This window comes from Confluentibacter flavum (assembly GCF_002843175.1).
In the GTDB taxonomy this organism is placed as follows: Bacteria; Bacteroidota; Bacteroidia; order Flavobacteriales; family Flavobacteriaceae; genus Confluentibacter; species Confluentibacter flavum.
Window position 1 is genome coordinate 24055 of sequence record NZ_PJEO01000056.1, and the last position, 14558, is coordinate 38612.

Sequence of the window (14558 nt, forward strand, 5' to 3'; positions counted from 1 at the left end):
GCGTTTAAAATGTTATGTTAACTCCTAAGTTAAAACGTCTTGCTGTTGGGTAAGCTCCTTGTGAAGCCCATCCTGTTCCTGCAAAATTCCCTTCTCTATCGTCTGGCATATCTGACCATAAAAACAAGTTGTTTCCATTTACATATACCTTTAAATCATTAACGCTTAATGATTTTACCCAATTTGAATTTGAATCGAACGTATAACCTATTTCAGCATTTTTTAATCTTAGATAAGAACCGTCATAAAAAAAACGATTAGCACTTGTATAGCCTCCATTTGGAGTTGAAAGCCATCTTGGTACTGGAACTGCACCGTTTATATTATCTCTTGACCAATAACTGTCAACTTCATATACCACATGATTTTGTGATGATAAACTATTAAGTACCACTTGACGGGAAACATTATTAACCCCATAAAATTGAACAAAACCACTAAACCCCTTCCAATTGAACCCAACAGTTGTATTAAAAGTGTTTTGAGGTCTACCAGAAAAACCATAAGGTATATTATCATACGTGTCAATAATACCATCTGCATTAAAATCTAATACAGCATAATTACCGGGTAATTTTTGGTCATCATTTGTATTATGTATAGTTGATGCATAAAGTTCATCCCAATTATTATAATATCCATGGGACACATAAGAATATGCTTGTCCTATTTGTCTGTTTTCTTGTTTCTGGTAATCTGGTAATAATTGTGGGTCATCTGCATAAAGGACCTTGTCTTTTGCATGGGTTACGTTAAAGTTGGACCATAAATTCAATCCGTTTTCAAACGTATGATTTAACTTAATTTCTAATTCAAACCCTTGGTTACGAACCCTACCTAGGTTTGCTACAGGCGCTTGAGTTCCATAATAACTAGGAATAGCCCTACTATTACCCTGTATCAAAATATCACTACGATCATCCTTAAAGTAATCAAAAGTACCAGTAAGGAAACCTTTAAAAAACCCAAAATCTAAACCAATATTTGATTTTTTAACTTTCTCCCAATGAATCTCTGGATTTCCAACAGCCGTTTCACGATACCAAGTGTAAGGACTTGACTCGGCCGATTGCCCTGTAGTACCTAAAATTGAATTCCCTCCATAGCCCCATTGGGTTAGATAAAGAAATCTTCCATTTATATTGTCATCACCAATTTCACCATATGATGCACGTATTTTAAACATATCAACAAACGAAAGTGATTCCATAAATTTTTCTCTTGAAATTATCCAACCAAGACCACCTGAAGAGAAAAATGCAAATCTATTTTCTTTGTTAAACTTTTCAGAACCATTATAAGCACCATTGTACTCTAACAAATATTTATCAGCATATGAATATGTAGTACGAAATACCCAGTCTTCCCTGTAATTAGGAATTTGACTTCCCGTAGCGAATTCGTTACGATTAACGAGTCCCATAGCAGTAATGTTATGCTTATCAATTTTTACGTTATAATCAAGTTGTAATTGATAAAAAAGCCTTCTATAAGAAGCTCCATTTTGCACATTCCCTCCTGTTGTAGACCACTTTACACCTTCTTGAAAATCAAATCTATTATTAGAATCGAAAGCCCTTTTATACGTTGGTAAACCAGTTACAGGGTCAATCCATTTTTCTTGAATGTCATTATACAAGTCATTTACTCCCCTATTTCCTTCTGAAAAGGTATTGTCTAAAGCAAGTATGCCTTTGGCGCTTAAGCCTTTAACAAGCATATCCAAACTTTGGTCTATAGTAAAATCTGTTGTAAGTTTTGTTGTTGTTCTATATTGAATACCACTAATTGCTAAGTTTCTTACTGAATTAGAGGCTTTGCCCTCGTTCGGCGCAAAATATCCCCATGATCCATCTGAATATCTTGGTAAAAAAACATCTGCAGCAGTAGAATAAGCAGCGTCCCACATAGTATATTCAGAACCGCTTGCTCCCCAAGGGTTTTTCATTACACCATGAGAACCAGATAAATTAACCCTTAAATTAGTTGATGAAGTTATTTTAAAATCTAAATTAGATCTTACGTTCAACCTATTAAAGCCGTAGCCTGGGTCATATCCTCTTCCATTATCATAATCTTTAAAAAGATCTCCTTCACGAAGAAAATCCACACCTGCAAAATACTTTACAGATTCAGTACCTCCATTAACATTTATGCTAGCATTATAAGACATTGTAAAATCCTTGAATAAAATATCTGCCCAATCAACATTAGGATACCTTTCAGATTCTTCCAGGTTTGCGGGATTTCTATATTTATCAATAATATCAAATGGTAGATAATCATTCCAGCTTTCAGGGCTTAACGACAATTCATTCTCAATAGCATCATTTTTAACCATTAATGCATCGAAAGCATCATATTTGCCAGGCAACTTAGAAGGCACTTTCATTGTTGTATTTGCTCGAAACCTAATTTGAGCTTTTCCAATACGACCTCTTTTCGTTGTAATAAGAATTACCCCATTTGCTCCCCTAACACCATAAACAGCGGTTGCTGATGCATCCTTTAAAACGGTTAAGGTTTCCACTTCACTAATTGCAACACTATTCATGGAGCGTTCTACGCCATCAACTAAAATAAGTGGAGAAGACCCATTCCATGTGCTTTGACCACGAATAAGAATTTGAGGATCTTCCTCTCCAGGCATACCTGTACTGGATGTAGTAATAACACCCGGAGTGTTTCCTGTTAATGCAGCACCGATACTGGACACACCTCCAGCTTGTTCCAATGTTTCGCCGGAAACTTGAGCAATTGATGCTACAACACTAGCCTTCCTCTGTTTTCCGTACCCTACTAAAACAACTTCCTCTAATGATGTTTCATCACTTTGCAGTATGACATTAATTGTAGTGTTGTCTCCTACATTTATCTCTCTAGTTTTAAAACCAATGTAGCTAAACGCCAAAACAGCATTAGCAGAAGGAACCCTTAGTGTGAATTCCCCCTCAAAATCGGTAATTGTTCCTATCCCGACAGCACCTTTTAAAATAACATTTACCCCAATAAGTGGTTCGCCCGTAATTTCGTCAGTTACCATACCAGTAATAACTTTTTCGTCTTGGGCATGCGCCTGCATTCCAAGCAACAGCAGAAACGTTCCAAGCAACCAAATCCTGTTTAGGAACCATAGCTTCATAAATAACAATTGTGTAATTTTAAACATTCTATTAATTTTTGTTAGTTAATTAAAGTGAGATTTCGCATATATATAAAGAGAACATAGTATTAAGCCTTACCTACTTTGTACTCTTTTTGTTGTATTGTGTTCCACACTTGATATACTTATTTAGTTTGTTTGGGTTTCCCCATAAAATTGACCGATAATTGTGTTTACTAAGTTGATTTTAAATGCCTCCTTTTCTATTGGCAAGCACTGTTAACAAAACCTTAATGAAACCTTAATAAAAACATAATTATTAGACAGAAACAAAAGTGTAAAATTTACACTAAGACACCTTTAACAAATTGGACATTCTCTTTAATTCCTAGGCTAATAGGGTGTTATTTTTGTTTTAAAATGAAGTTTATTTGAATTAACCAGAGTTTTATCAGTAGTCTAATGAATTTGATAGTTAGGTTAAAATGGGATATGAATTAGTTAAAATAGCACTTGTTTAATTCCGCTTTTTTAATCGAAAATATTTAGAAGCTATTGGGGGAAGATTGAAGAAAATCTTCTCACAAATAATACAATATAATAATGTAAACTTAACGCGTTATTTGGCCTGTAAAAGTTATGATAATAAACTTTGGGAATCAATCAAGGAATCGTTGATCCAAAAACTCTGAAGGTGCCCTACCGTATTCTTCTTTAAAGCTTGTCGTGAAATAGGAAGCCGAGTTAAAGCCTGTCATATAAGCAATCTCCTTAAGTGTATAATTTTGGGCTTCCATCAATTTCAAGGCTTCTTTTACACGTACTATCCTAATGAAACCCACAACAGATTTACCTGTAAGAGCCTTAATTTTACGATATATTTGCTTGTGGCTTAAATTAAAAACTTCTGCCATCTGAGTCACACCAATTTCAGAATCTTGAATATTTTCAACTATATAATCGATGGCTTTTTGTAAAAATGCCTTATCTATATCATTTTTCGCCACCATGTTAGGCATTAGATATACATTTTGGCTAAACTGGGCATATAATTTCTGACGAGAATCGATAATCTGGTTAACTTGTGCTATTAAAAAGCGAATACTAAAAGGTTTTGTAATATAAACATCTGCTCCAAAACCAATCCCAAGAACCTGATCGTCTATTGATGTTTTAGCCGTAAGTAGTATGAATGGAATATGGCTGGTTTCAAGATTAGACTTTATGTCGTTACAAAACTCTGTACCTGTTTTAACAGGCATTGCTATATCACTCACAATTAGATCTGGCCCTGCCTCAAGAGCCTTTTCATACCCTTGTTTTCCATTGATTGCTTCAATGACCGTAAAATAATTCCCTAATTCCATGGCCAAATAATTCCTCAATTCATCATTGTCTTCAACAATTAATATTGCAGATTTTGAACGGTCTATATCGGTTGCTTCATGACTATGTTCTTCTTCAATATAATCTTGCTGATCTATTATAGCTACCTGTTTGCTACCTAACGGTATTGGGTTTTCAATAATTTCATTGTCGAAATAACTTTGCTTATCTATTGGGATTTGTATTATAAAACTTGTTTTGTCCCCAAACTTACTTTCTACTTTTATAGATCCTCGATGAAGTTTTATCAAGCCCTTAGTTAGTGAGAGCCCAATGCCTGTACCTGAATTATCAATTTTTGAAGTGGATGTTGCTTGATAAAACTTATCAAAAATAAGGGGCAATTCATTTTCTGGAATTCCTATTCCAGTATCTGTTACCTGTATTTCAATAAAACGTGTTTGATTAGCATTTTCACCAACTTTATGCCTTAAATCAATCAATAGGCGTATTCGGCCTTCATGAGGCGTAAACTTAAAGGCATTTGATAAAAGGTTTATCAATACTTTTTCCAACTTATCATGGTCGAACCAACCATTTATATGGGATTCTGTAGTATTCACTTCAAAGCTGATATTCTTTTTTTCTGCCAAGTCATAAAAACTAGATGCTAAACCTTTAATAAAACTGACCAACTCCCTTTCTTGGACACTAAGCCCCAATTTAGCACTTTCCATTTTACTGAAATCCATCAGTTCATTGATCAATCGCAACATTTTACCTGAACTGTTTTGGATTGTTTTCAAACCCTTTTTTACTGACTTCGGTAATTCTTCCATTCCCATAAGCTTTTCCAATGGCATAGCTATAAGGCTTAAGGGCGTTCTAAACTCATGAGAAATGTTTGTGAAAAATTGTGTTTTTGATTCTAACAATTCGTGATCCTTTTCACGTGCCAACTTTTCTACAGCGAGCTGATTCCTGATTTTTATACGTTCTATCCTTAAGTTAACAAAGAAAAAAATGATCGAACCAATTAATACAAGATAGAAGAGTTTAGCCCACCATGTTAACCATATAATGGGTTTAATGGTGATACCTAAACTAAGAGGGCTAACATCCATAGACTCTCCCTGACTCAATACCTTAACCAAAAACACATAATTACCAGGGTCGATATTCGTATAGGAGGCACTTGTGCCAGAACCGATGCAAATCCATTCTTTGTCGAAACCTTCCAACATATAGCAATAATCATACGTATACGAAGGTTCAAAATTGATTGCTGCAAAATTTAGGGTAAATGAACGTTGTTCGTATGAAAGTTCAATATTTTGAGTTAGACCAATCGGTTTATCTAAAGGGGAGTTAGGTTCATCAATACCAACATGCTTATTATTAATCTTTAGGTCTGTAAAATACATTTTAGGTATGGATGGTGTGATGCTTATGCTATCTGGATAAAATACGTTCATCCCTTTATTGTTACCAAAAAACAACTTACCCTTACTTGTAGCCAAACTGGCATTATCTAAAAAACTGTTTGACAACAGACCGTCTGATTTGGTATACTTTTTAAAAGATGTTGTTTCTGGATTAAATTTAGCAAGACCCATGTTACTGCTAATCCATAGGTTATCTGAAGCATCCGTGACCAGCCCTCTAATCATATCACCTGCTAGACCATCTTTCTTGCGAAAAGATTTAAAAAAATCATCACCCTTTTTCTTCATATTCAATCCACTATCGGCAGTCCCAATCCACAAATTATCTTCAGCATCTACAACTAACGACTGGATAACATTACTATTAAGACCATTAGGATTATATTTATTTTGATAAAACACGTTGTAATTAAATGAATGGTTGTTTAATCTAGTGAGTTCATATAGACCATATAATGTGCCCACCCATAAAGAGCCTTTGCTGTCTTCCGCTAAAGAACTGATGAACGAAATATTGGAAATACTATTGGTTTGTTGTTCTTCCTTCAGACTTACAAACTCATCTGTTTCTTTATTATGATAAAACAGGCCACTACCATAAGTTCCTGCCCAAACTATTCCCTTTCGATCTTCAAAAAGCACAGACGGTTTATTGTCACCAAAACCTTTAGATATAAGACTGTACTTCTTTACTGCCTTCGTTTCTGTCCTTAACTTATATAGACCTTCGCCAGTACTAATCCATAAGTTATTTGAAGCATCAAAAACCATTGAGGTTATCTTGATTGAAGCAAACTTACCTTTGATTCCTTCATAATAATTAAGCTTATTAGTTTTCACATCAAGTCTAATCAAACCCATACTATTACAAGCCATCCATACATTACCATAATTATCCTCCGCAAAAGATGTTACTTCCTTTCCTGCAATATCATTAGGTTTAACGTTTCCCCAGCCATATGCTTCAAATCTATTGGCAGTATTATCAATCATAAATACTCCATGACTAAAAGTCCCAACCCAAATATTGGCCATATCATCAATAAAAATAGAACGTATGTAAGCAGTGGGTAATGCTTTTTGCTCGTTACTTTGTGGCCCAAAGCGAATTATTTTATTGCTTTTAGTATTAAAATAGTTTAAACCCGAATTTTCCCCACCTAGCCAAATATTCCCTTCATTATCTCCATATAAAGCTAAAGTATTACTTGGCCCTTGATGTGTTCCATCATTTGAAATCACTTTTTCAAGAACATATTGTCCATTGTTGTTTGTTGCTTTTATCAAATCACCATTTAAACCCGAAAGCCAAATATTACCTTTTTGGTCCTCAACGATTGACGAAACTTGGTTTTTTATTTGATGGCCACTAATAATATTAGAATGTACAAGAGTTCCATCAGAAGCATTAAAAACGTTAAAACCATCCATGGTACCGCACCAAACCCTATCGCCTGAATATAGTAGACTAGTAACAAAATGGTCTTTAGAATTTGCTTCAAAGAGTTTGCCTTCCTCTGCATTAGTTAACTTTTTATCTTCAAGATCATAGATGTATAAGCCTCCACCATATGTGCCAATCCAAAGCTTTCCATAACTATCAAATACTAGGTTGGTTATATATTCATAATCGAGCCATCCTTTATTATTTGGTATTGAATTAAAATTAATAAAACTTTCTTTTTCCCTATCATACTTACACAATCCTACAGCCGTTCCTATCCATAGTTCATGGTTAGGACTTTCCGCAATGATGTTTATATTATTGTGCGATATACTTGTACTATCCTGGGGGTCATGTTCATACCGAAATACATTAGAGCCATCATAGCGCATTAAACCCACTTTTGTGCCAAACCACATAAAGCCTTTACTATCTTTAAAGATGGAACTGATATAAGCGTTTGATAAAATATCAGGTGCCACCGGAATAAATGCAGTATTCTGTGATTGACCACTTGCCTTTATGGCAAAAAGGTTTACAGCCAAAAATAGACCAAGGACTAAAAATTGTCGTTTAAAATTTGAAGTTAAAATCATACTGAAACTAATATAGCAAAATTAAAAACAAAAAGTCAACATATTATTTTATTATATCTCGGCAATCAGAATTAATATGTCACATCTCTATATCCAATTTAGAACTAAAATTAAAATAACTTTCTTACAGGAGTTTAAATTTTAAAATAATCGCAATATGCTAAATAGTAAGTTTAAGATCGAGCCTTATTTCAGGACGTGACAATAAAGGAAAGCAAATAATTACCTACCTTGTAGTTTTCATTTCCTTATATGAAATCATTCAAACATAAAATCACCTTTAAAGTTTTAATAGGCTATATCATTCTAGGGATTTTAGCCACTATTTCTGGAACCTTAGTGCTTTCTGAAATAAGAACATTTACCGAACTGCAACACCAAGATATTTCAGATAGAAACAACATTGTAAAAGTAGGCAGCCTTATTGCCGATATTTATAAAAACGAGAGTTTAGCAAGAGCTGCCATAGAGTTAAATTCCACGGCACAATTCAATGAGTACGTTAGCGAAAACAAAGAATTATTATTAAAAATCGATTCCCTGAATGCCATTTCCAACAATAGTTCCCAAGAAATTATTTTAGACAGTATTAAATTATTTATTAATGAAAAACTTCAAAATATCACCGATTTAAAAAATCTAAAACTTAACGACAATTCGGATGCATCTATAAATACGGCCATCAATAAATTAAGTTCCATTGATGCACTTTTAGGAAAAGTCACCATTGAAGATCTTGTAGAATACCCTGGACAGTTAAGTAAGGAAACACGTGGCAAATTTGAGGAGTATGTTAAAATACTCAATAAATATAATCCATTGGATTCCATTAATAATATTGGTCGGAAACAGATTGATTCTGTAATATCCATTTCCAAAAACATGTTAAGGGAAGCACAAAAGGAAACCAACAAACAACGAATATCACTACAAAATAAAGAACGCGAACTCATTGAAAATGATTTGACGATTTCCAGAAAATTACGGGAATTGTTAAATAATTTAGAAAGAGATATTATTCTTTACACCAATAATATTAACAAGCAAAGGGAAGAAACACTTGGACAAAGCAAGCATATCATTCTGTATGCCGCGGTAATTAGTTTTATTATCATTATTATTTTTTCAATCATCATTTTAAATGATTTTTGGAAAAATCAGCGCTATCGTAAACAATTGGAACTGGCCAACAAAAAAACGTCTTCACTTTTAAAAAGCAGGGAACAACTAATTTCTATGGTCAGTCATGACTTGAGAACTCCTTTAAGCACCATTACGGGTTATGGCGAATTATTGCAAAAATCCATACACAGCACCAAAGAAGCAAATTATGTTGAACACATCCGGAATGCTTCAACTTATATGGGACAATTAGTTGATGATCTTTTAGAATTTTCAAAACTTGAAAACAACAACATATCTATTGAATCCATCCCTTTCGATTTAGAAAATCTTATAAACGACATTATTATTAATGCTAAAAATATTTCACAAGATAAACCCATAAACTTCATTATAAAACATAATAATACCATAAATAACCCCATTATTAGTGATCCTTTTAGGATGAAACAAATTTTATATAATTTAGTTACAAATGCCTGTAAATTCACTAATGAAGGAACCATAACTATTGAAAGCCTTTTAAATAATGAAAACAATAAAAACATCTTACAAGTTTCTATAAGCGATACTGGAATAGGCATCAGTAAGGATCAACAAAAAAATATTTTTAAAGCTTTTACACAAGGACACGGCGCTAAAGAAAATAATCAAAACGGGTTTGGCCTAGGATTAACGATATCTAAAAAACTTGCGGAATTATTGGGTGGCACCTTAACTTTAGAGAGCGAATTGGGCAAAGGAAGTACCTTTTTTTTAAAAATCCCCACAAAACTTTCCAACAAACCATTAGCAATAAAAAAACCTCTTGAAACTGAACCAGGTTTTAAACTAAAAGCAATAGTTGTTGAAGACGATGCGTCCATACGGCTACTTCTTATTGATCTTTTAAAACAATATGGTATTGAAGCTTATGTGTTCGAAAATGCCCAAAAAGCATTGGATGCTATTCCCGAAATACACTACGATCTGGTTTTAACCGATATTCAACTCCCAAAAATGAATGGCATCCATTTTATGGAAATACTTAAAAAACAAGTTGGGTACAATAATCAACCCATCATTGCCATGACCGGAAGATCAAATTTACCTATAGAAGATTATATCAATAGTGGTTTTTCAGCCGTGTTGATTAAGCCTTTTAATACCCCCAAACTCGAAAATATTTTAAAACAATTTTTTGGCTCAAGCTTCAATAAAGTTAATAGAGAAACCATAAGTAGCGAAGAAAAAAAAACAAATGGCTTCAGCCTAGTATCATTAGGATCTTTTTTTAATAATGATGTTGCTCCAATAAAAAAGACATTAGGTGTTTTTTTAGAAGACACTAAAAAAAACGTGTTATTGTTAAAGCAAGCCAAAGAAGATAATGATATACATACCATTAACAATATTACCCATAAAATGCTTAGTATGTTTAAACTATTAGAAGTAAAAAAAGTTATTCCATTTCTTGAAACGTTTGAAACCAGTAAAACTATAAATGATGAGCGTTTTATCGAGTTTGAAAACACTTTAAATGACTTTATAACATCATTGGAAGCCCATATTAACTAAGACTGTATTCTTTGATTTTGTTATAAAGTGTCTTTCTGGTAATATGTAATAATTCGGCCGCTTTTGTTTTATTGTTACCAACTTCTTGCAAAGCGCTTATAATAAGTTCTTTTTCATTTTTTTTGGCCGAAAATTTATTGGATGGAACACTATTCTTGTTTGAGTTAACCAATTCATCTGGTAAGACATTTTTGTGTATAACATCTGTCTGGGTTAATAAGGTCGCCCTTTTAATAACATTGGATAGTTCCCGTAAATTTCCGGGCCAATTGTAACTTTGAAAAAGGGTCAATACATCCTTTGAAAACCCTACAATGGATTTTTTTAGCTGTTTATTGGCTTTTTCCAAAAAGAAATCAGCATACAGAATCAAATCATCATTTCTATCCTTTAGGTTAGGAACTTTTATGGAAAACTCATTTAAACGGTGGTACAAGTCTTCACGAAAATCCCCTTTATCAACCGCATGTAATAAATCTTCATTGGTCGCTGTAATTAACCGTATATCAACAAAAACCTCATCATTACTTCCTATGGGTTTTACCTTTCTTTCTTGTAATGCCCGTAATAATTGTACTTGGTTTTCATAAGTTAAATTACCTACTTCATCTAAAAAAAGCGTACCCCCATTAGCTGCCTCAAAATGTCCAATTTTATCATCTATGGCACCTGTGAACGACCCTTTTTTATGTCCGAAAAATTCACTCGAAGCAATCTCCTTTGGAATAGCCCCACAATCAACTGCAATAAATGGTTTATCTTTTCGTAAACTTTTCAAATGAATGTTTTTAGCTACCACTTCCTTTCCTGTACCGCTCTCGCCTGTTATTAATACCGACATATCAGTAGGCGCTACCAAATGAATGTATTCTTTCAGGGTTTTTGAAGCTGCACTAATACCTTCAACAAAATCCGTACTTGCATGGCTATTATCTTTTTTAGAACTAATTTTTGAAACAATAGTGTCCCTCGTGTCTGTTTTTTTTACATCCAAAGCATTGCTGATAACTTCTAGAACTTCATCTGGATTGAAAGGTTTTGAAATATAGTCGAACGCGCCCTGCTTCATTGCCTGCACCGCTGTCGATACCTCGGCATAACTGGTCATTAAAACTACAGGAATATTATTCTTGCTGTTTTTTATTTCCTTTAACAGGCTTATACCATCACCATCAGGAAGTCTTAAATCGGTAAAGACCAAATCATAATTTTGCTTTTTTAATAGCGTGAGGGCATTTTTAATATTATAACTTAAATCGACTTCATATTTATGGCGCTCTAGAAAATGCTTTAACATTTCTGAAAACGTAACATCATCTTCTATCAAAAGGATATATTTCATGAGACTGAGGAGCTTCTTACAAAAATATTAAGATAAGATGATTATATATATAAAAAAAGCATAAAAAAAGGACGCTTTTAATTAAAAACGTCCTTTTTTCAAAAAATGAGTTTATGGATATACTCTTGGATACTAATGTTATTCTAAAGTACTAGTGCTAGTAACTTTCTTATTAGCATCTTTAATAGCTGATTCTTCCAACCAGTTACCATCTTTATCTGCATATACAGTACTAGTACTTCCATCAATGGTAAGCTCTAGTTTGTATTGCTCGCTAGTGTTTACATAAGCTTTGCTAATGCTAGCTGTTGTAAAATCGCTTTTTACAGCACTTGTAATTGCTTCTGGTAATTTATCTAAAGCAACTTCTGTGAATTCTTCATTCATTACAATGCTAGTAGATTCCAATGGTAAATTGTTGTTAGGTAATGCAAATGTTGAAACACCACCCGCTAAAATTGCTACTGTTAAGATTAACTTTTTCATAATTTTTATTGTTTAAGTTTATTATTTATTTACAATTAGAATAAAGAAATAAACATGCCATGAATGAAGTACAGGCGAATAAAACTCTCAATATACTGTTTATCAGTAATTTGAATTCTTTTTCAGTTTTTACTTTATAGATATGAGATGTATAAAAATGTGTAATTAAGGAAAACGTTGAGTAAAAATTACACGTTTTTAGTTGGATTAAAAATAAAGAGCCCTTTTTAAATTCTATAGAAACGTAACATCAAAATGAATTAGTTCAAAAGTCCATAAATTTAATGTAGTTAATAAAGAAGACCTTATATTTGTAATTCTAAAGATAGAAACTAAGATGGATAATATGGACATAATAGAAATTATCCAGCAGCAAAGAAAGGCTTGAAAATGTTAGCTCAAAATATGGCAACTGAATGTTCCAAAAATAACATTCAAATAAATACTATTGATTCTGTATATTTTGCAACCGCAAAAACAGGACCTATTCATGTTGGCCGACATCCTTTTAATTATTTTATAATAAATAGAACGCCAACTTCGAAATGGGAAAACCATGATGATTTAGCCGAAACTGTCATTTTTTTATCTTCAAAGGCTGACGGTTTTTTTAAAGACCCTATATTATATGTGGAGGGAAGACTTTTAGCCACTATAGGAATGCCTTCAAAATAGAATTAATATTTTATAAAAATATAATGAGCACAAAATTTATTCACGACAACTTCTTGCTAGAAAACAAGTATGCCGAAGAATTATACCATGATTATTCGAAAAACCTACCGATTATAGATTATCATAATCACTTACCACCACAACAAATAGCCGAGGATAAAACCTTTGAAAATATTACTGATGTTTGGATAAACGGCGATCACTACAAATGGCGCGCCATGCGTACTTTAGGTATTAAGGAAGCATTTATTACTGGAACCGCATCAGATAAAGATAAATTTTTGAATTGGGCAAAAACGGTGCCTTATACCATGCGTAATCCATTATACCATTGGACACATTTAGAATTAGCACGATATTTCGATATCTACGATTTGCTAAACGAGTCTTCTGCAGAAAAAATATATCAAACAACGTATGAAAAACTACATTCTGGAGATTTTACTTGTCGGCAATTACTAAAAAAAGGGAATGTTGAATTTGTTTGCACCACGGAAGACCCAATTGATAATTTACAATACCATCAACAATTAGCCAAAAGTGATTTTTCAGTCAAAGTCAGTACCGCTTTTAGACCAGATAAAGCCATTTTAATTTCTAACGATGGCTATAATGAATACATAAATACCTTAGGAAATGTTGTAGGTACGGCTATTAATAATTATTCCGATTTGTGTGATGCCATAAAGAATAGAATCGACTTTTTCCATAAAAATGGCTGTAGAATTTGCGACCACGGGTTGAGCCATTTGTATTATGAAAACTTCACCGAAAATGAAATTAATGCTATATTCAAAAAGAAACGAGATCATAAAGACATAAGTAACGAAGAAGCTTCAAAATTCCAAAGTGCCATTTTATTGTTTTTATGTGAAACATATCATGAATATGGTTGGATACAACAATTCCATATAGGCGCATTAAGAAATAACAATACGCGTATGCATAACATTTTAGGACCAGATACTGGATGGGATTCTATTGGCGATTATCCGCAAGCTCAAAAATTGTCCGCCTTTTTAAATGCCTTGGATAGTAAAGATAAATTGTGTAAAACCATTATTTATAATTTAAACCCCGCTGATAATGAAGTCATGGCAACCATGATAGGCAACTTTAATGACGGCAGCGTTAAAGGCAAAGTACAGTGGGGCTCTGGTTGGTGGTTTTTAGATCAAAAAGATGGTATGACCAAACAAATAAATACGCTTTCCAGTATGGGGTTAATCAGTTGTTTTATTGGTATGCTAACAGATTCCCGTAGTTTCTTATCGTTCCCAAGACACGAATATTTTAGACGGATCCTTTGTAATCTTTTAGGTGGAGAAATAAAGAAAGGCGAATTACCAAATGATATGGAATGGATAGGCAAATTGGTTTCAGATATCAGTTACCATAATGCTAAACAGTACTTAGAATTATAAATTTTATATTTACCAACAAACACCTATATAAACTAAAT

Annotated in this window: 6 protein-coding genes and 1 pseudogene; 3 read left to right on the plus strand and 4 right to left on the minus strand. The window is 33.2% G+C overall.

The window, feature by feature from the left end; all coding sequences use genetic code 11:
- Positions 1-4: 4 nt before the first annotated feature.
- Both CSW08_RS16385 and CSW08_RS16390 read right to left on the minus strand, forming a co-directional pair.
- Positions 5-3169 (minus strand): SusC/RagA family TonB-linked outer membrane protein, encoded by a 3165-nt coding sequence (locus CSW08_RS16385; protein ID WP_238987298.1) that lies wholly within the window; start codon positions 3167-3169, stop codon positions 5-7.
- Between the two features lie 593 nt (positions 3170-3762).
- Positions 3763-7914: a hybrid sensor histidine kinase/response regulator transcription factor gene (locus CSW08_RS16390; RefSeq protein WP_106660997.1), complete on the minus strand. Its 4152-nt coding sequence runs from the start codon at positions 7912-7914 to the stop codon at positions 3763-3765.
- A gap of 252 nt (positions 7915-8166) precedes the next feature.
- On the opposite strand from CSW08_RS16390, the gene CSW08_RS16395 reads away from it, so the two are divergent.
- On the plus strand, positions 8167-10593 hold the full coding sequence (locus tag CSW08_RS16395) for an ATP-binding protein (protein ID WP_106660999.1): 2427 nt from the start codon (positions 8167-8169) through the stop codon (positions 10591-10593).
- On the opposite strand, the gene CSW08_RS16400 is transcribed toward CSW08_RS16395, so the two are convergent.
- Positions 10586-11935: a sigma-54-dependent transcriptional regulator gene (locus CSW08_RS16400; protein WP_106661001.1), complete on the minus strand. Its 1350-nt coding sequence runs from the start codon at positions 11933-11935 to the stop codon at positions 10586-10588. The genes CSW08_RS16395 and CSW08_RS16400 overlap by 8 nt on opposite strands.
- Positions 11936-12073: 138 nt before the next feature.
- A complete protein-coding gene (locus CSW08_RS16405; RefSeq protein WP_106661003.1) occupies positions 12074-12421 on the minus strand; it encodes a hypothetical protein in 348 nt (115 codons plus the stop codon).
- A 366-nt stretch (positions 12422-12787) separates the two neighbouring features.
- On the opposite strand from CSW08_RS16405, the pseudogene CSW08_RS16410 reads away from it, so the two are divergent.
- Positions 12788-13096, plus strand: a pseudogene (locus CSW08_RS16410) (SDR family oxidoreductase); the annotation flags it as partial.
- Positions 13097-13119: 23 nt separating this feature from the next.
- On the plus strand, positions 13120-14520 hold the full coding sequence (uxaC, locus tag CSW08_RS16415) for a glucuronate isomerase (protein WP_106661007.1): 1401 nt from the start codon (positions 13120-13122) through the stop codon (positions 14518-14520).
- The last annotated feature ends 38 nt before the right edge of the window (positions 14521-14558 follow it).

What these genes read in the sequence shown, in the direction of transcription:
- uxaC (WP_106661007.1), top strand. Translation starts at nt 13,120, where the DNA reads ATGAGCACAAAATTTATTCACGACAACTTCTTGCTAGAAAACAAGTAT.
- CSW08_RS16400 (WP_106661001.1), bottom strand. Translation starts at nt 11,935, where the DNA reads ATGAAATATATCCTTTTGATAGAAGATGATGTTACGTTTTCAGAAATG.
- CSW08_RS16390 (WP_106660997.1), bottom strand. Translation starts at nt 7,914, where the DNA reads ATGATTTTAACTTCAAATTTTAAACGACAATTTTTAGTCCTTGGTCTA.
- CSW08_RS16405 (WP_106661003.1), bottom strand. Translation starts at nt 12,421, where the DNA reads ATGAAAAAGTTAATCTTAACAGTAGCAATTTTAGCGGGTGGTGTTTCA.
- CSW08_RS16385 (WP_238987298.1), bottom strand. Translation starts at nt 3,169, where the DNA reads ATGTTTAAAATTACACAATTGTTATTTATGAAGCTATGGTTCCTAAAC.
- CSW08_RS16395 (WP_106660999.1), top strand. Translation starts at nt 8,167, where the DNA reads ATGAAATCATTCAAACATAAAATCACCTTTAAAGTTTTAATAGGCTAT.